Below are 19,949 nucleotides of genomic sequence, written 5' to 3' on the forward strand. Positions count from 1 at the left end.
TGTATAAACCCTACCGGAACTGGTAAACAGGATAAGCATGGCATTTAAATGATGAAATCACTTCATCATGGATACAGGCCTTTTGTAAGAAATTATGAGAGTTTGTGTTTTAACTCAGTACTTTTGTTCGGAACTAAAGGAATTCATGATACAAAAGTCTTTAAAGAATACCCTACTCATAAACCTGGGGGCATTTTTGTTGGTGCTACTCCTTGAGCTATTTAGTAATTTGATTATAAAAGACAAATTAGGCTCCGATTATGCGTTGTTCGTTCACAGTTTGAGTTATACCGTGCACATCATGGGAATCATTTGGATCAATCACTTCATTCTCATTCCTTATTTCCTAGATAAAAAGCGCTATCTGCTATTTTCCACGCTTCTCCTTGCCACCATCTTTGCTGCTATATCTACCAAAATAAACTTCGAATATGATTGGATCGCTATTTCCAAATTCTTCTTTTTCTTTTTATATACCACTGGAACTGGAATGGCCGTTTTCTTTTTGAGAAGAAACATACGCATACAGAGAGAAAACAGTGAAAAAGAAAAATTACAAAGAGAGCTGGAATTGAATTACTTAAAGGAACAGGTAAACCCTCATTTTTTGTTTAATTCATTAAACAGTATTTATGCCCTTTCCAGGCAACAATCCAGGGAAACACCTGAGGTTGTCATGCAACTTTCGGAATTGATGAGATATCAATTGGAAAGTGCCAAAAAAGACTTTGTTTCTTTGAAAGAAGAGTTAGAGTTCATAGAAAATTATTTACTGCTTGAAGAAAAAAGGTTAAGCAAACGGTGTACAATTGAATTCTTAATTGAAGGAGACTCTTCCAATTATAAAATAGCGCCCATGCTACTCATCCCGTTTGTTGAAAACGCAATCAAACATGGAGCACAGGCCACCAATGAGCAGAGTACCATTGATGTGAATGTTTCCATAAAAAATTCCAGGCTTCATGTTGATGTTGTAAATTCTAAGCCTAATAAGGTGACGCAACCGACAAGAAAAGGAATGGGACTCGACAATGTGCAGCGGCGATTGAATCTTTTATATCCGAATGCCCATGTATTGGGGATCAATGATATGGAGAAAGAATATCAGGTGAATTTAACTATTGATATAACAGACTCGTAGGGATGATTAAAATTGCCATAGTTGATGATGAATTGTTAGCACGTGAAGTGCTAGAGGAATACTGTTCTAAAATTAACAACTTTGAACTGGTTCTAAGTACTGGAAATCCTATGGAATTTGTCAATTTCATTCAGCAAAATGAAATTGATCTCGTTTTTTTGGATATAGAAATGCCAGAGCTCAATGGAATGGGTATTTTACGTTCGATGATAAAGTCACCCAAGGTGATCTTAACGACAGCCTATTCTGAATATGCCTTAGAAAGTTATGACTTTGGCGTGGTGGATTATCTATTGAAACCGATAAAACTTGAACGTTTTTTACAAGCCATAAACAAAGTGTCAACTTCTACACTAAAGGAACCCTTAACAAATAGCACAAAAGAAGAACTTACCATAAAGCATGACGGATTACCGATCAGGGTTCCATTTAAATCAATACAATACATACAGAGTTTCGGGAATTACTTAAAAGTTTTTACGGATACCAGAATGTATCTGATTTCCGAGACACTTATTAATATCACTACCCTCTTATCTGGGAATTTTCATCGTACCCATAAATCTTATATTGCCAATTTGGATAGAGTGGCAAAAGCGACCCGAACGTATCTATTGATTGAAGAAAAAAAGATTCCTGTGAGCGCCATGTATAAGGTTGTTGTTTTTGAAAAATTGGAAGCTATAGGGAAATCATAAATACTCACCCTGACTCTAGGTCGCTCACTCACATTAGGCTTCCCTCCTACACTTCGACAAGCTCAGTGACTGCATCGCTAATGCAATAGAGTATTCCATTAAATATCAAAATATGGGTTTTTAGACAAGAAGATAATCTTAATGAGTTCGGTTCATTTGGAGATTTTTCAACGAAAAATACCCAATTGTAAATATTTTTTACCAACTTTATTCTACCCAAACCTAAAAATTGAACTTATTATGAAATCCCCAATCTTGGCAATGCTATGCATTGTTTTCCTATTCCCCGCTTGTTCCAACGACACACTAGAAGACACTACAGAAGATGAAATTGAAATTGATCCCGATGACGATGACGATGGTGATGTAGCGGATGATGAAGGCAGCGGCACCTACCTTTTTCTCGGTGACGACTTTCAAGTGAATACCTATATCAATAATAATCAGAACTATCCCAAAGTTGCCATTACTCCGGAAGGAAAGGCAATTGTGGTCTGGGAGAGTGAAGGTCAGGATAATGATGGTCATTCGGTAGCAGCCCAGCGCTATCATGCGGATGGATCTAAATGGGGTGATGAATTTGTGGTAAATACAGAAACCGTATCGACCCAAAGCCAGCCTAGCGTTGCCGTTGCACAGGATGGCTCGCATATTATTTTTTGGCGCAGCAAATTTCAAGATGGTAGCGAATTTGGAGTGTATGCACAACGCTATGATAGTGCTGGCGACAAAGTGGGTGACGAATTTAGAATTAATGAAGAAACCAATTCCGATCAAGATCTTGCCTATGCCGCTTATCATAAAAATGGCAACCTAATGGTTATCTGGCAGAGTGAAAACCAAGATGGCGACGCAGGCGAAATATATGCCCGTGTATACGATGCTGAATTCAATGATATCAGTAATGGTGAATTTCGGGTAAATACTGAGATAAGTGGATGGCAAAATACGGCCAGAATCGCAGCCGTACCCAGTGGTTTTATCGTGGTTTGGGAAAGTCTAAATATTGATTCCGAAAGACTTTCCATAGTTTTTAAACGATTCAATACCGAAGGTTCTCCATTAATGTCTACGGAACAACAAGTGAACACGCGTGAAATTTGCGATCAAAAAAACCCGGATATTACTACGCTTGACGATGGCAGGTTCTTGATTGTTTGGGAACACCTTGAAGATCCAGAAAAATGTGGTAGCGTTCAAACGCTGGTTACCGAAATTGCAGCACGAATTTACAGTAGTGATGGTGCCTCATTAACCGATGAAATTGTACTCAGCCAAGACACCAGTGAAAATCAAAATCTTGGAGTTGCTACAGACGACCGTGGTGGGTTTATTGCAGTTTGGCAAGGCGACGCTTCATCAAGTGATAGTACCGATGAAATATATGCGCGACGTTTGTTGGACGACGGAACGCCCTATGGCGAAACCTTTACCGTAAATAGTAATTCGGACAACTATCAAGTTTTTCCTGCGATTGCTGCATCACCAGATGGTATTTTATTTGCCGTTTGGGGGTCATGGTCTGGCGATGGTAATGGTACAAGCATTAGAGCCCGTAGAATAATGGTTGGTGATTAGCAATCTTTTATTCAGGAATAATGAAAATACTCTAATGGCAGCTACAGGATTCGATTACCATAATTAGTAGTACTAAACCATTCAATACACATTATGTTTCCCTCCTACACTTCGACAAGCTCAGTGACCACGTCATTGCGGGAAAGGCGTATTTGCTTGCGCACCTTCTACCAGTCCTTGATCTTAAAATTAGAATACCGAAGAGCTCATCAAGATTTTTAAAATATGCGGTTGTCGTAGATTGAACTCAATGTCCATAGGTAAAGAATATTTTAAATACACCTATAGGTTTCATGTTACTTTTGATTTACCCCAATTATGGATTATCTTTAGTGAACCATGCCCGACATCAAAAAAATAATTACTATTCCCTTCTTCTTAATGGGGTTCCTTCTTGCCTTTGGACAAGAGGAAACCGCTATAGGTGCACAAAATGATCCTTTGCTCGAAAATATACACCTTCACCTAAATAAAGCCATTTTTTTTAAAGGAGAACACCTGTGGTTCAAGGCTTACGTACAAGATCAACTACAGGAATTGCCATCTACAGCGACCACCAATTTACATGTGGGGCTATTTTCTAAAGAAGGCAATGCCATAGCCAAAAAGATGTTCTTGGTGGACAATGGTATTGGTACCGGTGATTTTAAAATCGATTCGACTTTTGTAGATGATTCCTATACCCTCATGGCATGGACCAACTATATGAAAAACTTTGAGGTTGCCACCCCTTTTCTTCAAAAAGTCACCATTGTTGGTAACCCTAAAGAAACTGTCACCAACGACCAAAATGGAATGACCCTTTTAGTCTATCCAGAAGGACAACAGATCATCACAGGAACCTTTAACAATGTGGGGTTCGTTGCTTATGACAAAGGACTAAACCCTTTAAAAACCAGTTCAGTCCAGTTAGTCGATAACGATGGTGCCCTTATCCGGTCGAATATTAAAACCAACGGATTGGGACAAGGTAGATTTCGTTTTTTTGCAGACCCCGACAAATCATATTTTTTAAAAGTCAAAGAAGTGAACGGTGTATGGGTTACCAAAAAACTGGAAATCAATTCCTATCAGGAATTTGGGATGAGTGTAAACAACAGTGCTAAAAATGTTATCGTTCTCACTCCAAAATGGTCCCAAGCGGCTTTACATTCGAGAGCAGATACCAAATATAAAGTAGCAATCTTTAACAATAATAAGATCTCCTTTACTCGGGATTATGTCTTCGGCAAAGACAATGAAACCATCTCGGTAAACCGCACAGACATTCCCAACGGAATAAATACCGCTGTAATCCTGGATAAACAAATGCAACCTCTCTCCCATCGTATGTTCTTCAATAAACGAATACCAAACAAACGGGTTCGTTCGGTAGAAGTGAGCTATTGCTTGACCCAAAATAAGGATTCCCTTCAGGTGGACTTAATACTCCCAGAAGGAAACACGATGGCCAACGTTAGTATGTCCGTGCTCCCTACCCAATCAAGCGCATATTTTCCCAATAATTCTATAAGTTCCTCCTTTATGGTACAGCCTTATCTTAAGCAACGTTTGGTTAATGGGCGGTATTTTTTTGAAGGGACAAAACGCACGAAGGGCTATCAATTGGACACGAGACTGCTGATGGAAGGACCGGAAAAGTTCCATTGGAATCTGAGGTCAATCGACACTCAAAACGATCACTACAAAAAGGAAAACCTTATAACGATTAAAGGGAAGGTCTTAGATGCAGATATAGAAAAAGAAAAACAGATTTCCGTACTATCCCAATCATTTGGTAGCATTAAGTTTTTAGACCTTTCATCTAATAAAGATTTTCAAGGGAATCTTCCTATATATGAGGGTGACTCTATTTTAGTAAGTGTTCTAAACCATAAAGGGAAACTAAGAAAGCCAAAAGCAGAACTCTACTTTAATGGTTCTAATGAGCGCTTTTTTGATTATACGGAATGGTTAAGGGATGCAAAGAAGACAGCCTCACAACCCGCGCTATCGGAAATAGATGAAAACATAGATCTAACGAGAGGAACCATAGCCCTTGATGAAGTAGTGGTTACAGGAAATGCAAAGAAGACCAATAAATTTCAAGTAAACCCTGTTATCGAGGGACGAATCATTGACAAAGAGACGCAAAATAAATACAAGACTTTTATTAGTTATATCCGAAAATTGGGGTTTATAATTCGTTCAAATTATCAAGGCACGGGTTTAGGTGTTTTTGTTTTTGATTCCCCAAACCTACACCCTGTACCTGTATTGATCAATGGCATGTTTGTGAATCCAACTGAACTCATGAACATACCGCTTTCTTCTATAGAATCTTTGGTGTATAGAAAATGGCTCACGCCCGGAGATGGCCCATTTATTTCTGCATCATTACGGTATGATTTTGATGCATTAAATGACAGAGGGAGGTTCACAAAACTTCATGTACACCAAGGTTTTAGTCGCGTTCAAAGCTATTTTAATCCAAGTTATCCCGATTTTAGCTCACAATGGTATAAAAAATATGGTGCTATTTGGTGGGAAGGTCAACTTGAGATCAATTCAGAAATGCCTAAGTCAATCACGATACCCCTCAACGGACAAAAAGAAGTAAAGGTGATTATTGAAGGGATGGCTGCCAATGGTTGGTTGTATGAAAACGAACAAATATGCAGTCCTTTTAACAACGACTATTCGAATAAATAATTTGTGCAACTTTATTGGACCTCATCTTGGTTATAGTTGAGTGACTAATTCTATAAAATCATTAAAAAAATCAGTTTGATAATTAAATCCTTCATGGTCGGCACATCTTACTGCAATTATATTTTTTTCTGGAATGATTATCAAATAATTCCCCCTGAACCCGTCAGCATAATACGCTACAATTTTATTACTATATATTCTTTTACTTGACATCAAGTCCTTATCTAAATTCTCATTTAGGGTTTTGCTCCAATGGTCGCCAAAAAGTAGCTCTAAATCACTAAAAAAATCATACTTATTTTCATAGAGTTTGTTTTTTAAAGGCCTGATTTTCTTTAAAAAACTTTTGCTCACATGGGCTTCCTTCCATGTGTTCCATATGATATCATCAATTATTCGTTTTTCAAAAGCCGGTTTTCGCCACCAAAGCAATCCAAACCTTGGATCAAACTTTTGGCCTTGTTCCAATGATACTTCAATCCATGATTCGCTCAGTATCCTTCTGTCATGGTAGAGCCCTTTGTTTAAGAGTAAGTTTCCAAATTTTATGAAATCCGATGGTTTTATAACAAATGCTCCATGTGTTGTAGGATTTCCTGATTCGTCTTGAATCCAACCGTAGTTCGCAATATTCATGGGTTTGTAAAATTCATCGACAAAAAAATGATCAAAGCGTTTTCCGGAAGCCTTTTCAACAATGCCACCCAATAAGGCAACAGCCTTATTGTTGTAGTCAAATTTTTCTCCTGGTGTGTTTGAAAGTTCGGCTGCAAGAGCTAAATCGATGATGTTTTTAACCTTATAATTGGGTGCAGGTTCTAATTCAATACTTGCATTTTGCAGGTTCTGCATACCCGAAGTGTGATTTAATAGCATTCGGATGGTAATATCCTTTTTCTTGCCTTGTTTCCATTCCGGATATAAAGTGTAAACTGGTTGGTCTAATGAATCCAACTGTCCGTTATCAATAAGTTTCCCAATGGCGAGATTGACCAGTGACTTTCCTGCTGAAGCTATATAAATGGGTTTTTCTTCTTTTCCAAAATAATCCTCATAGATAGTCTTCCCGTCCTTGATGATAATAATTGCATCAGAATGTGTTTCTTTTGCTTTTACTTTAATATCATTTAGAATATTAAGATCAACATTTTGGGAACAAACAGTATTAGAGCATATAATTAGAAGTACATTGATAAGAAGGCGCATAGATTTTATGATTTAGATTATCACAAATTTATGAACCCCTATTATCAATTAAGATTTTAAAACATTACAGGTGATACAGTGTAATGTATTTACATTTTTTTTAAATACTCTTTGGGCGATTTTTTCTTTACCCTTTTAAAGATTCTGTAAAAAGACACATAACTTTTAAAACCACACTCACTTACTATATAATCTAATGAGTAGTCTTTATATGCACCTTTGTTGAATTTTTCAATAACAGCATCGAGACGATGTTCATTAATGTAATCGTAGAAGTTTTTTTCAAACCCTTTATTTATGACCATAGAAAGTTTGGTTCTATTCCAACCTATCAAATTAGCCAATGCTTGTAAGTTTAGATTCTGGCTCAAGTACGGTTTGTGGTCGGTCATAAAAACTGTGAGTTCGGTTTTAGAAGTTTCTATATCATGATACTCAATTGATTTTGCTTGTTTTTCTTCAATTTTCAATTCATTAATGCCTTCGAAAGTTCTTATGTTGAATATGGAAATGAGTATGAAATGCGGGATTAGGGAAACTATGATAAACAGTAACTTATCTATAACTTCAGAACTGTTATCTACATACTGCATCAACAATGAAATTGGAATAGTAATAATGCATACACTTGCTAAAAAGACCAATTGGTTTGAAAATAGTTGCAACTCAATAGTATTATTTGCCGATGTGTTCAACAAACGGGCTTTATGCGTTCTATTTGCAATGAACGTTTTGGCAGAATAATACACAGCAAACAGAAGATACCATACTACCAACCAAATTGGATCGTTTATGCCCTCATTATAGTACATGGCCAATTTATCTTGATCACTCATTAAAATCGTTGGTATGAATAATAAGAGCATTACCATGGGAACTATAAAGTGTAGATACCCATATTTTGGTTTTCCATTTAACCGTTTTTGAAAAACATAAACCAACGGAAGAATAAAGAAAAATAAAGGACTTGTAATGAATAACAATTTGGGATAATGGGACTCTAAGTCTGAAAACCTAATGATTCGTTCAAAAAGAATTAGTATGATACAAAACAAAAATATCTTAACCCATAACGCATACTTTGCCTTATACCGACTATTATTTATAATTAAGAAAGCAATGACAATAACAGCATTAACAATGCCGCTAAATAGAATTAAAGAAGACCAATCAAAAGATACCATGTTTATGTTCAGCATTGAAAATCTAATGTAAGTTTTTTAGATTAAATACCAGTACACATACATTAAGCTTCCCTCCTACCGTCAGCTCGTATAATACATCCTGCTGGGGCGATAGGTTGATGATGCCTTTATTTCTAAAAATTCTCCTTTCTTGCTTTCCTCCAAAATACAACGGCAAAAATACTTGCGACAATTGGAATCATCATACCGTATTCATCTATCCAAAATGTGCTAGTTGCATTCGTTGTTGTTAGTGGTGTAAAACCATTTGAATGAAAATGTTATAGGCGGAATGGAATAACGCTGCTGGCCACAAACTATTAGATTTAACGTGCAGCCTTACGCAAAATTTTAACAACGCGACTATGTGTTATTTGTAGCAAATTCCATTGATAACCTTCAAAATCGGTGGTATTCATAAATTGAATAACAACAGCATCGATATCTTTATGGTATTCTGCCATACATTGGTAACCTGGAGCCAATCCTCCATGATTAAATTCATACATAGACGCATAGATTTCCATTTCTTCTTCATTAAGTAATGACCCATCATTTAGGGCTCTTAAAAAGATGCCAACATCTTCTGCCGTGGCTATCATCATTCCTTGATTCTCATTTTTGAAGTCCTTTTCAATACCGACATAATAACCGCTCATAACATCGTCCAGATGTACGTCATCCAGTGATCCAAAAGTATTTTTAAGCCCAAGGGGCATTAAAATTTCCTTCTTGAAATAGTCATGGCGACTACCTCCTGTAACTTGTTCAATGACTCTTGAAAGCAATAAATAATTGGTGTTCGAATAACCATAACCTTTGTCTGGCTGGAAGTCTGCCGGTAAATCAAGCGCATATTCAAGTACATCTATATTCGTGTTGGGTTGATTTTTCCAAAACTCAGAATTATCCGTAAAATTTGGAATACCGCTGCGGTGTTGCACCATCATTCGTAAGGTGATTTCATCTGCATTTTCTATTCTTCCTACGAGTTCAGGAAAGTAATCAGCTACTGTTTTATCTAATGACAATTGATTGTTATGCGCTAACTTAGTGATAGCAACTGCGACATATAACTTGTCGACACTTGCAATCTTGAACAAAGCATCTGGCTTGGCGGGTATTTTTTCTTCTTTATTATGATAACCAGCAGTATAGAAAGCTGGTGGTTTGCCGGCTTCATCTACGTATACAATAACACCATCAAAACCATAACTTAATGTTTGATCTACTTGCTCCTGAACCGTATCCGGCAAAGGCAATATCCATGCCTTAACCAGAATCCAAGGTACAAACCATAGGGAAATAAAAGTTCCGGCAAATAATATGATTCTGAATATTTTTTTCCCTTTACTGGTCTTATTCTGAGTGCTTTTCATTTATCTATACTATAAATTATAGTTTATGATACAAATATATTTTTGATAGTACTAAAAAATAATTACGAATTACTGAACTGTTATATGTTATGGATGAATTGATTTAGTTTGCTTAATGGGATTATAATCAAAAAAGCACTCCAATCACGTTATTCATACCCTCATATTTTATTGCAAACAAAACGTGCACCTCACATCCCTCCTATCCCTTCATCCAAAAAGTGGCAAATCATAATGGTATAATGCCCGAATAGAAAAACAAAGGCCCCTCCCTTTTTATTTCTTTATAAAAAGTTTAAATTACCCCATCACTTTTAAATCATAGGCTTATCAAAAAATTAGTATTTATTTCTACCACAGCGTTGCTCTTGTTTACTGCCTGTAAAGGCAAGCAAGGAGCCGTACCCGAATCCGCATGCAATTCTTGCGAAGATGCCATCATTAGAAATTATGGAGACCCGGCCTTAGATGGCTGTGGGTGGGTTGTTGATGTTAATTCCACCATTTATATGCCGCAGAACCTAGCGCCCGAGTTTTATGAGGACAGCCTAAAGGTTCGTATTAAGTACAAGGTACTGGATCGAGTGAATTGTGGATTGGTTAAAGATGCCCATTTGGGTATGTATATAGAAGAAATTTATAGGAAACAATAACCCTATATCAATTCAAAAAGGTACCTAAGCGCTTTGTATAGCCACTTTTGGGTATAGCACTAAAGAATTTCTTGCCAAATAAAAAAGGGGCTGTCTAATTGTTAGACAGCCCCTTTTTGGTCTAATACTATTATTTATTCAATAATTAACTGCTTCACTATTTTACCATCTGCTCCTTGAATTACAGCAAAGTAATTGGACTCAGACAATTCTGAAACGTCAATCATTTTTTCAAGTCCGCTATCCGTTAGGTCAACCAACTTAATAAGTCTTCCTGCCATATCGTAGATGGTAATGGTCTCTAACGCTAAGTTTTGAGGATTGCTTACATAAAGTGATTCAACAGCTGGGTTAGGATATAACACCAAACTGGATAGTACCGAATCTTCCATTCCTAATGTAGACTCTTCTACCGTGATATCGAAAGAACAAGAAAGTACACCCCCATCAATTAACAATACACTAAAATTAATGGTATGAACCCCAACTTCCAATTCGTTTCCAGCACTTGGAGATTGGTTGTATGCAGCTACCGTTACAGAAGCACAAAGGTCCGAAGATACCGTTACATCATTTACGTAATCCAAAACTTCGTAAGTAGATCCTATCGGAACCGTTACGGTGAAATCTTCTGGACATTCGATAGATATGTCCGTTCCATCTATTACCTCTACATAGGCAATACAGGTACTAGTCAATCCGTCTGTATCGGTAACTGTTAAAGTAACGCTGTTTGTTCCTACGTTGGTACAATCGAAAGAATCGATATCGATCGTCATGGAAACAATAGCATCGTTGTCATAACTACCACCTTCTACATCGGATACATCTATAGTAGCCTCTCCGTTGCTATCTAAGTTTACAATATGCGTTTTACATACGGCAACTGGTGGGTCTGTAGTATCTTCTTCATCTAAGCAGTTTCCAACTTCTTCAATATTATTAAGGATTACTGCCAACGGTTGTGGGCCAAACCCATTATTAAAGTTCACCCCTACCGATGTATTGGCACAGTAACTCATGATCGTTCCACCGCCTGGAGGGTTTCCAGGTAAGGCACAACCTCCTTCGGTGAACCCTGCACAACCATCGATGGCTGTGTTGTTTCCATTCCATACACAAGCATGGGTATGTCTTGAACCTAAAAGGTGACCCATTTCATGCGAAATAAGATATACGTTGAACGAGTAAATTGGCACATCTGGAACACTGGTTCCTACCAATCCTGAATAACAAAGGCTATTGTCTGAATTTGAAGGACAAATACCTGAGAACCCAGCAGCGATCCCACCAAAGTTCTGCATCATAACCAAATGACCTAGATCTCCATTTAAAAAGTCGGTCTGATTGGTAAATTTAGTCAACTGAGCTGCAGAACCACTACCATCATACGGGTCTGGGTTTACCCAAATCATCATATTTGAGGTACGAGCCAAAATTCCGTCGTTAGCATACAATACATAACTCTGGGTAAATAGTGTGGTTAAAAAAGCTACGGTATTAGGAAGGTTCTGACCAAAAATGTTATATACACTTCGTCCAGCTTCAATATAAATATCTACTTCATCACCCGGGTCCATTTCTGTATTTGGGTGCGTAATTTGCTCCACTGTATAGCCTACGCCATCATCTTCTGTTGCACAACTTAAATTGTGTGCTACGTTCAGATCGGAATCCTTATACAGAATATGCTCTGTTTCGGATTGTCTCAGTTTTCCAAGGGTGTAATTACCATCGTCGTTGGCAATAAAACCATTTACTTGGTTTCCGAAAATACTGATGGATACCAATGAGTTTTCATTCCCTGCGATAACACCTCGATAGTGCTTTCCAAAATCCACTTCATTCGTGATATCTTGTCCAGTATCCAGTATAGCTTTAAAATCTGGTGCAAACACATTTACTTGAATCAGATCAAGTGAAATGGTTTCTCCATTAGATGAAAAAGGTACACTTAGGTTGATTTGCTTTGGGTTTTGAGCCAACAGGTTCTGAACCTTAGATTGATCCAATTCGAATACAATCCCGTTATCAACGGTTTCCGAATAATCGGCCGCAGCGCTTCTGGTTTGTGGCTTAAAGACTTCAAAAGATTGAAATTCACCAAAATTGGACTTTGCCTCAGTAATAGCTTGGGATACTTTGCCCGGTCCTTTTTCTTGGGCCATTGCCATAAATGGTAAGATAAGAACTAAAAAAATAATTTTTCTCATAGAAGTTTATTTGAATTCAAAAAGTAAATATATCCATAAATTATTTGAGTAAGGTGAAAATGATATAGTTTTTGCTGTTGAGCTACTAAAAACAAACGGTTTGTGAGAATAAAGTGATAATTTCCAAGTACTTTGTAGGGATGAAAACATCCCCAAACGGCACTTACAAATCGAAATGATCTTGTGAATCCTTATAATTTTTAGCCAGCGTGTAGATAAGCCAGAATAGGACAGGTACCCCAGTTGTGAGCAGTAGCATACCAAAGGGAGTGCTAAAAAATTCTGCAATTTCTTCCATAGGAGCAAGGTACCATAAAAAAGACCGCTTTAAAAGCGGTCTTCCCATATATTCAATTTGAAAAAAGGTTTAATGTTTTCCGAACACCCGTATTTTTGCCTTTTGTCTTGAGGCATTTTTGGTGTCGTATACAAAGACGATCTTTTTAATGATACGTTTGTTTCCTTTGAGGTCAATGACCCTTGAACTACTCTTCTTGCCAAAATTATGACGAAGTTCAATTTCTTCCTTGGAACCGTTGCCATAGTGTACGACCATACGGTGCATATTTAAGTTTCCGCCCGTTACTACCAACTTCAATTTCTTGAACCTTCCATCGTCCAAGCCTACGTTCATAATATCCTTATCCAGTTTATAATCAACTTTTTTAGTGCCAATTTTCACCCAATCGTTTACTAAAGTTGAAGGTTTTGTCGCTCCGTAGCTAGTTAATCCTACAAGTAAAAAAGCGGTTAAAACCCATGTTCCCAGTGTCTGTTTCATAATTAAAGTATTACAGATTAATTGTTTGTTCTGCCTTTTGGACTTGCAAACAAAAGAAAGGTTTAATGCTCTAACTCTTCAAGCTTGTACCCTACCCCGTGTACATTGGTAATCTTTAGTCTAGTATCTTCCTTTAATTTTTTACGTAGTTTGGATATATAGGTATCCAAGCTCCTTCCAACAACTACACCATTGTCTTCCCAGACTCGTTTTGTGAGTTCCTCCCGCTTGATGACCTGATTGGGTTTGGAAGCGAATATGGTTAGCAATTGACATTCCTTAATAGATAGTTGAATCTCTTCGGCTTCCTTAACCAGTATATTCTGTTCCGGGTACAGACGAAAACTCCCAATAGGTGTATAATCAATTGGACCATTAAGTACAATCTCATTCTGTTTTCTTTTGTGGAACATAAATTCTATCGTGAACGCCAATAAGGATATTATAAAAAGGATTAAAAGGAGTGGGTTTCCTAAAAAGGAGGCCGATTGTTGAGCGAATTTCACATCCAAAGCATAACAATCCTCAGGCAAGTTTCGGGTACCACAGGGAATAAAATACTTCTCTTCATCGCTACTGAAAGCATAGCTATATGCTACTTCATCATCACTACATTGAACCACTTCGACGATATATTCCTCCGGCAGGTTGGCCTTCTGTAAGCTATTGTTCATTACCGCAACCAAGTTTTCGGGGGCTATAGACAACGCTTTTTGAAAAGAGACCCTATAATTATTATTCCCTTTTTCAAGTACGGGGGAAACCAATGAAGTGGAATCCTCATTGCTAAGGAGTAGCTGATGACCCACTTCCCGTAAGGCAATTTTTGTTAATGGCTGCTGGTCTTCTTCGGGGTTTTGAAACCCAAGAATCAATAAACTTCCCGATACCAAAACACCGAGTATGGCACGCGAATACATCCTTTTTCTTTCCATAATCTTACAAATTACTGGCAATTTGAGGAATTTTTACATGGGTTGACACATCTTTTACATTCTTTTGACATTTTCATAAGCCCCTACCGATAGTTTTGATGAAAAATTATTTCATCATGAGAACACTATTTATTTTATTATTTATTTCAAACATTGCAATGGTACAGGCCCAAATGGAAGAGTACCACCCATTACAAACGGATACTAGTATCATTAATTGGAAAGGAACCTATTCCTTTAAATTCAGTGAGCATGTGGGAACCGTAAAATTTAGCAACGGCACATTGATTACCGCTCATGGCAATATTACTGGCGGCACCTTCCAAATTGATATGACGAGCATTACCAATGAAGATCACGCTCGAAGTGGCGATGGACCCGTAAACCATCTCAAGGATCCTGATTTCTTTGATGTGGCAAAATTTCCCAAAGCACAGTTAACCATTAACAAAGTGACTTATTTTGCAGATTCCGATGATCACAAAATGGAAGCCGACCTTACGATTAAGGGAATCACAAAACCTGTTGAATTTTGGCTGAGTATGGTCGATGTAGAAAAGAAACTCATAAAGACCAAATTCAAAATAGACCGCACACGTTGGGGAATAACCTACAATAACAAACTAAAGGACCATGCTATTTCCGAGGCTATAGAGTTTGATGTCGCACTACAATTTTAGAGCGACGCGGAAATTCTAAAGGTACAAAACTTGAACAAATACTTTTGTATCTTTAGGCTTCAACCACGCCGAAAATCCTTTTATTCCCCATTGCTCCCCTACTGGTCATTTCGGTCCTTAAATTTTTTAGTATGGATGGTAATGGAGTTTCTATAACGGATCATTTCCCCAGTGGGCTTACAGTTGTCGAAATTAGTGATCCCATATATCATTATGCCCGGGTTATTTCTAACACTCGTTTTGGACACATGCCCAAATACATAGTGTATTGTGAGAATGCAAAAGATGTGCAGTGGTGCTTAGCCTATTGTAGAGAGAAAAAGCTTCCTTTTCGTGTTCGCTCCGGAGGTCACCAGCATGAAGGCATGAGTTCGGGTAATGGAGTTATGATCATCGATTTATCGAAGATGGATACCATTGAATATACGACAGAAGATGAAGCGTGGATTCCTGTAGGTAAGCAATTGGGTAAAGTATATGAAGAATTGGAAACCAAAGGGCGCATTATCCCTGGTGGTGGGTGTCAATCCGTGAACGTAGGAGGACTTACCCAAGGCGGTGGTTGGGGTCTTTCCATAAGAAAATTTGGCATGACCTGCGATTCCGTATTGGAATGTGAAATTGTATTGCCAGATGGTACCATAGAACGACCCTCTTTTACAAATAGACCTGATTTATTTAAAGCCCTTAAAGGTGGCGGAGGCGGTAATTTTGGCGTGGTTACCCGTTTCAAATTCAAGTTGGCCTCCTTAAAGCCAGTGACTACATCATTTGCGCTACTATGGGATTCACCAGACGATGCCAAGGCGGTTATGAAGATTTGGACCTATCTGCACAATGCATCCAATAAACTCGATGTAAACTTATCTACCGCATGCGGTATGATGGTAGCAGACCCTAAGGACGCTACCTTACCTGAAGGCCATCTAAGCGCAGTTCATACTCGTATGGGAGGCCTGTTTTATGGATCGAAAGGAGACTTATTGGATTTGTTAAGAGAACATTTTGGAAGTCTCATCCCAGATGAAAGTGGTTTTGTGTCGCTAGAAGAGAAACATTATGGGACAGATCAGATAAAGCGATCTAAGTCTGCGACCCAGGGCATTTCACTATCCAAACACCAAAGCAGGATTGCAGATTTTGTAAATCCTACCGCTCCACTACACAATCCATTGCACACCACTACCTCTTGCGGGGATAGGGGCTTACGGATTCTACCGGATGCGCCTTCCTCCACTTGTGATAGGCCGCATCCGCATAAAGTGACTTCTGGATTTCCTAAGAATACAGACAAAGAAGCCCACGTTAAACTAGTAGATGCTATATATGATTTCCTGGGAAAAACTTGCTTCTATTCCGACGTGAATAGGTATATGAGTTTTCATTGTCTGGGCGGTGCGGTCACTGAGAATACGGAAAGTAGGATATTCGCATTTCATGATAAACCGTATATGCTGCAGATACAATGTTGGTGGGACGATGCAGGAAATGCATTCACCAATGTGTCAAGGAATAAGGCTTATGTACAATGGGTAGCCTCATTCCGCGAGCACATATCACCCATGATAGAAGGTGCCTTTATTAATTTTGTGGACCGCGATCTAGTTCCCAATCCAGAAACGCCAGAAGGAAGATTGAAGCTTTTGGGGATATACTATGGTGAAAAGAATTTAGAAGAGCTTCGAAAAATAAAAACCGAAGTAGATTCCGAACACTTCTTTTATTTCGAAATGAGCATCCCTCCGTATTAGGGCAACCTCTACTTAATTAGCAGTACGAACATATCGTTGGCTGTATGCGATAGAGGGCTTCCCTCCTGCCCAACTTCCGTAGGGACGATAGGCTGTTGGACTATGTGGATTGAAATCACTTACCTTCATACCATGATGATAATAGCCGCCTCCGCGGTACCCATACCCTCCTTCTTCACTAATTCCTTTAGGCCAATCTTCATTGGTCGCACTCCCATTGGCAGAAAGCAAACCATCTCCGTGAGTTCCCCTGTAATTCCTGCCAATTTCATCTCCTATTGTCACACACTTTTCCCATAAACTTCCAGCGAGGTCCATTACCCAATAATAGGAAGCACCATACACTTGTCTATTTGCATCATTCAGGTTAGCTTCTAATATTCCATCTTCTAATATGAGTTCGTCATTAAGTTCCACTTTACGTTTCAATTCGCTTGTTGTGTCCGTTCCCCAAGGGAATTCATGTGCAATTGGCTCAGAAGTCCCGCGCGCCGCTTTGGTAAATTCCAGTTCAGTCATAGGTCTAAGGCCTGCCCAATCGGCAAAGGCAGCTCCGTCATCCCAAGTAATAAAATTGGCTGGGCGGTTATAGGTGTCTGCCGTATAGACTTCATTAGCAAAACGAATGCCTCCCTTCTTATCATAATACCCTTCTACCTTATGTGGACTCAAGGCATGAGCCCATTCTGGCCCTATCGCATTCAAAAAGTCTGCATACAAGCCCTGTGTCGTTTCATATTTCATCATATAAAATGCATCGTGCCCTTTGGGAAAAGTTGTGGGTATTGTACCCGTATGGTCACCCCTGTAAGGAGAATCACCGGTTTTATAGTATAAGTTTCCTTTGGTAGGGCTTACTTTAATTTCCTGACCTTCCGAAGATATTTTAAAGGCTCCCGCCGGATCCCCATTATCATCTGATTCATAAAAAGAAGCATAATCGACAGCTTCTTTTTCTGTAGCACCTACAAAAAACGACCCTTCTGGGATATAGACCATTTCTATACCAAAAACCCTTACTTCCACCTTATCCGATAGCCCACGCAAGAGGGTTTTGTGTAAACTGAGTTGCACTCTCAAATGTACATTTCCACGATGAACTTCACTGGGTAGTATAAAAGCCCCAACTTTATCCTGGGCCATGGCCACTTTACCTTTTGGTCCGGACACAGTGCGTATAACCTTGGTATCTATTAAAGAACCATGAACATAAGAGCCATTCGGAAATATTAACTTGGCAAAAACCCAGGCTGCATCATGGTTCTTTTCATTTTTCCAGCCGTTTTCCCATTCTAAATCGAATTGCACCTGTCCCTTGTCCTTGTCGAAGGCAATATTGGAAATCTTAATGTCATTGGCATGCGTTACGCCCATTCCCAATACGAACAGGAATAAGGTGATTGTTTTGAAGAACTTCATTTTAGATTGTTTTTTGATGACGATGTAATCCTCAAGATATCAAAAAACTACATGCTGAAAACTATTTTAACTTTCGTTTAGCATCTACTCACTCACCCATAAAGACCCTTACCACCATTTTTCAAAGGTGGGATTATGCATGGAATCAATATAAATGTATTCCCCAATTTTGGGTACCACTACTGGCATCCCTATTTCCTTTGCTTTTTCTACCACACGTATAACGGGATCGTCCCAATCGTGCATAGCCAATTGAAACGCCCCCCAATGAATGGGCATGATTACTTTTGCTTTTACGTCAAGACCTGCCTGTGCCGTTTCTTCGGGCATCATATGAATAAGTGGCCACAATTCATCGTATTGACCACATTCCATCATGGCGAAATCGAAAGGACCATAGGCGTCCCCGATCGCCTTAAAATGATCGTTATATCCACTATCGCCACTAAAAAATATATTGTGATGAGTCGAGGAAACCACCCAGGAAGCCCATAAGGTACTAGCTCGGTTATTGAATTTCCTTCCAGAAAAATGCTGAGCAGGCGTGCAGGCAAAGCGGAAGCCCATGTACTGGGTTTCTTGCCACCAATCCATTTCTGTTATCTTGGATTTCGGGACATCCCAAGCTTCCAAATGCACAGCAACCCCGAGTGGAACGAAAAAATGATCCACTTTATCCCTTAGTCTCTTTATGGACTTATAATCCAAATGGTCATAATGATCGTGTGATATTAAGACCGCATCAATTCTTGGTAATTGTTCAATTTCTATAGGCAATGCATCATTAAACCTGCGCTGGGCATCCCTTGAAATTGGGGAAGGCATATCGGTGAGCATAGGATCTATAAGAATATGTTTACCCTCCATTTGTAGCAGAAAGGTAGAATGCCCAAACCAAATAAGCCTTGGCGAACCTATATAATCGGCTACCTGGGCAGAATCGGCCTTTATAAGCGGTAATTCTCCCTTCGGTTTGGCATTCGGAAATTTATTGAAAAGCATTTTGCGCATAATGGTCATTCCCTGGCCAAAGGAAATATCCTCATCTACACCATCTATATTTATGAATTTTCCTTCCTCATAATTTTCTGAGGTAGCGTATTCCTTTTGTAATTCCTTATCTACGTCTCCACCAAAAACAGGATGTAAACTCACAAACAAATAGTATCCTATAACTAATAATAATATAAGTCCCAGTAGTATATATAGCATTCGTTTTAAAGATTTTAGAATTCGTTTTAACATACAAGTTGGTATTCGGCCATTATTTTTATCCTTGTTTTCCTATCCAATAGAGTGTATTGTCTTGATGAGGCTTTTCACTTTTTAACCTGTATTGAATAGTTCTTACAAATTTACAAAACCCATAATTGGTCATTTCAAATGATTCTCTTTCTTCGCCATTAAGTAGTAGGGGTATCCATTTTGTGAGCTATATACAGTTAACTACCAGCAGTCTACACATTTACCCCGGTTACCTGTTTTTAAGGAACAATTCTTCAAACGTTCTACCTTAATTGTTGATTTGTAAGATTTGTATTGCAAAATTCTTTACCTTTCCATCCATTAGATGACCCTCTATTATTGATAGCATATTGCACTTTATCCATAAATCTATATGATTCATAGGTTACGTAATT

At 38.4% G+C, this 19,949-nt stretch carries 16 protein-coding genes; 7 read left to right on the forward strand and 9 right to left on the reverse strand.

The features are described from left to right. The first annotated feature begins 145 nt into the window (after positions 1-145). The 4 genes from AC6JAD_RS15195 to AC6JAD_RS15210 all read left to right on the forward strand — a co-directional run bounded on the left by AC6JAD_RS15195 (position 146) and on the right by AC6JAD_RS15210 (position 6,108). A complete protein-coding gene (locus AC6JAD_RS15195) occupies positions 146-1,141 on the forward strand; it encodes a sensor histidine kinase (RefSeq protein ID WP_461303203.1) in 996 nt (331 codons plus the stop codon). A gap of 2 nt (positions 1,142-1,143) precedes the next feature. Beyond that, positions 1,144-1,839, forward strand: coding sequence for a LytR/AlgR family response regulator transcription factor (locus AC6JAD_RS15200; RefSeq protein ID WP_461303204.1), 696 nt, complete (start codon positions 1,144-1,146; stop codon positions 1,837-1,839). Between the two features lie 240 nt (positions 1,840-2,079). Then, complete coding sequence (locus tag AC6JAD_RS15205) at positions 2,080-3,417, forward strand: hypothetical protein (protein ID WP_461303205.1); 1,338 nt, start codon at positions 2,080-2,082, stop codon at positions 3,415-3,417. A 339-nt stretch (positions 3,418-3,756) separates the two neighbouring features. Next, positions 3,757-6,108, forward strand: a complete 2,352-nt coding sequence (locus tag AC6JAD_RS15210; protein ID WP_461303206.1) for a TonB-dependent receptor — start codon at positions 3,757-3,759, stop codon at positions 6,106-6,108. A 30-nt stretch (positions 6,109-6,138) separates the two neighbouring features. Here the strand turns inward: AC6JAD_RS15210 and AC6JAD_RS15215 are convergent, their stop codons facing one another. The 3 genes from AC6JAD_RS15215 to AC6JAD_RS15225 all read right to left on the reverse strand — a co-directional run bounded on the left by AC6JAD_RS15215 (position 6,139) and on the right by AC6JAD_RS15225 (position 9,877). Then, entirely contained in the window at positions 6,139-7,314 is a 1,176-nt protein-coding gene (locus AC6JAD_RS15215; RefSeq protein ID WP_461303207.1) for a serine hydrolase domain-containing protein, read from the reverse strand. An 89-nt stretch (positions 7,315-7,403) separates the two neighbouring features. Next, the gene (locus tag AC6JAD_RS15220) at positions 7,404-8,150 is read right to left on the reverse strand and encodes a helix-turn-helix domain-containing protein (protein WP_461303208.1); all 747 of its coding nucleotides are present in this window, start codon (positions 8,148-8,150) and stop codon (positions 7,404-7,406) included. A 674-nt stretch (positions 8,151-8,824) separates the two neighbouring features. Next, a complete protein-coding gene (locus AC6JAD_RS15225; protein ID WP_461303209.1) occupies positions 8,825-9,877 on the reverse strand; it encodes a serine hydrolase domain-containing protein in 1,053 nt (350 codons plus the stop codon). A 368-nt stretch (positions 9,878-10,245) separates the two neighbouring features. Between AC6JAD_RS15225 and AC6JAD_RS15230 the strand changes: the two genes are divergently transcribed. Further along, positions 10,246-10,530, forward strand: coding sequence for a hypothetical protein (locus tag AC6JAD_RS15230; protein WP_461303210.1), 285 nt, complete (start codon positions 10,246-10,248; stop codon positions 10,528-10,530). A 134-nt stretch (positions 10,531-10,664) separates the two neighbouring features. Here the strand turns inward: AC6JAD_RS15230 and AC6JAD_RS15235 are convergent, their stop codons facing one another. The 4 genes from AC6JAD_RS15235 to AC6JAD_RS15250 all read right to left on the reverse strand — a co-directional run bounded on the left by AC6JAD_RS15235 (position 10,665) and on the right by AC6JAD_RS15250 (position 14,459). After that, complete coding sequence (locus AC6JAD_RS15235; protein WP_461303211.1) at positions 10,665-12,743, reverse strand: zinc-dependent metalloprotease; 2,079 nt, start codon at positions 12,741-12,743, stop codon at positions 10,665-10,667. A 163-nt stretch (positions 12,744-12,906) separates the two neighbouring features. Continuing rightward, entirely contained in the window at positions 12,907-13,089 is a 183-nt protein-coding gene (locus tag AC6JAD_RS15240; protein ID WP_461303212.1) for a hypothetical protein, read from the reverse strand. Positions 13,090-13,110: 21 nt separating this feature from the next. Further along, positions 13,111-13,524: a DUF2541 family protein gene (locus tag AC6JAD_RS15245; protein ID WP_461303213.1), complete on the reverse strand. Its 414-nt coding sequence runs from the start codon at positions 13,522-13,524 to the stop codon at positions 13,111-13,113. Between the two features lie 62 nt (positions 13,525-13,586). Then, on the reverse strand, positions 13,587-14,459 hold the full coding sequence (locus AC6JAD_RS15250; RefSeq protein ID WP_461303214.1) for a winged helix-turn-helix domain-containing protein: 873 nt from the start codon (positions 14,457-14,459) through the stop codon (positions 13,587-13,589). A 116-nt stretch (positions 14,460-14,575) separates the two neighbouring features. On the opposite strand from AC6JAD_RS15250, the gene AC6JAD_RS15255 reads away from it, so the two are divergent. After that, complete coding sequence (locus AC6JAD_RS15255) at positions 14,576-15,139, forward strand: YceI family protein (RefSeq protein ID WP_461303215.1); 564 nt, start codon at positions 14,576-14,578, stop codon at positions 15,137-15,139. 131 nt (positions 15,140-15,270) lie between these two features. Continuing rightward, positions 15,271-16,890 carry an FAD-binding oxidoreductase gene (locus tag AC6JAD_RS15260; protein WP_461303216.1) on the forward strand — a complete coding sequence of 540 codons (1,620 nt, stop codon included), beginning with the start codon at positions 15,271-15,273 and terminating at the stop codon, positions 16,888-16,890. A 12-nt stretch (positions 16,891-16,902) separates the two neighbouring features. Here AC6JAD_RS15260 and AC6JAD_RS15265 read toward each other — a convergent pair whose 3' ends face one another. Next, complete coding sequence (locus AC6JAD_RS15265; RefSeq protein ID WP_461303217.1) at positions 16,903-18,309, reverse strand: formylglycine-generating enzyme family protein; 1,407 nt, start codon at positions 18,307-18,309, stop codon at positions 16,903-16,905. 108 nt (positions 18,310-18,417) lie between these two features. Further along, complete coding sequence (locus AC6JAD_RS15270; RefSeq protein WP_497865687.1) at positions 18,418-19,554, reverse strand: MBL fold metallo-hydrolase; 1,137 nt, start codon at positions 19,552-19,554, stop codon at positions 18,418-18,420. Positions 19,555-19,949 lie beyond the last annotated feature (395 nt).

This window comes from Aureisphaera sp., from assembly GCF_059726885.1.

What these genes read in the sequence shown, in the direction of transcription:
- AC6JAD_RS15200 (WP_461303204.1), top strand. Translation starts at nt 1,144, where the DNA reads ATGATTAAAATTGCCATAGTTGATGATGAATTGTTAGCACGTGAAGTG.
- AC6JAD_RS15255 (WP_461303215.1), top strand. Translation starts at nt 14,576, where the DNA reads ATGAGAACACTATTTATTTTATTATTTATTTCAAACATTGCAATGGTA.
- AC6JAD_RS15265 (WP_461303217.1), bottom strand. Translation starts at nt 18,309, where the DNA reads ATGAAGTTCTTCAAAACAATCACCTTATTCCTGTTCGTATTGGGAATG.
- AC6JAD_RS15235 (WP_461303211.1), bottom strand. Translation starts at nt 12,743, where the DNA reads ATGAGAAAAATTATTTTTTTAGTTCTTATCTTACCATTTATGGCAATG.
- AC6JAD_RS15205 (WP_461303205.1), top strand. Translation starts at nt 2,080, where the DNA reads ATGAAATCCCCAATCTTGGCAATGCTATGCATTGTTTTCCTATTCCCC.
- AC6JAD_RS15250 (WP_461303214.1), bottom strand. Translation starts at nt 14,459, where the DNA reads ATGGAAAGAAAAAGGATGTATTCGCGTGCCATACTCGGTGTTTTGGTA.
- AC6JAD_RS15240 (WP_461303212.1), bottom strand. Translation starts at nt 13,089, where the DNA reads ATGGGAAGACCGCTTTTAAAGCGGTCTTTTTTATGGTACCTTGCTCCT.
- AC6JAD_RS15245 (WP_461303213.1), bottom strand. Translation starts at nt 13,524, where the DNA reads ATGAAACAGACACTGGGAACATGGGTTTTAACCGCTTTTTTACTTGTA.
- AC6JAD_RS15215 (WP_461303207.1), bottom strand. Translation starts at nt 7,314, where the DNA reads ATGCGCCTTCTTATCAATGTACTTCTAATTATATGCTCTAATACTGTT.
- AC6JAD_RS15270 (WP_497865687.1), bottom strand. Translation starts at nt 19,554, where the DNA reads ATGTTAAAACGAATTCTAAAATCTTTAAAACGAATGCTATATATACTA.
- AC6JAD_RS15210 (WP_461303206.1), top strand. Translation starts at nt 3,757, where the DNA reads ATGCCCGACATCAAAAAAATAATTACTATTCCCTTCTTCTTAATGGGG.
- AC6JAD_RS15260 (WP_461303216.1), top strand. Translation starts at nt 15,271, where the DNA reads ATGGATGGTAATGGAGTTTCTATAACGGATCATTTCCCCAGTGGGCTT.
- AC6JAD_RS15225 (WP_461303209.1), bottom strand. Translation starts at nt 9,877, where the DNA reads ATGAAAAGCACTCAGAATAAGACCAGTAAAGGGAAAAAAATATTCAGA.
- AC6JAD_RS15195 (WP_461303203.1), top strand. Translation starts at nt 146, where the DNA reads ATGATACAAAAGTCTTTAAAGAATACCCTACTCATAAACCTGGGGGCA.
- AC6JAD_RS15220 (WP_461303208.1), bottom strand. Translation starts at nt 8,150, where the DNA reads ATGAGTGATCAAGATAAATTGGCCATGTACTATAATGAGGGCATAAAC.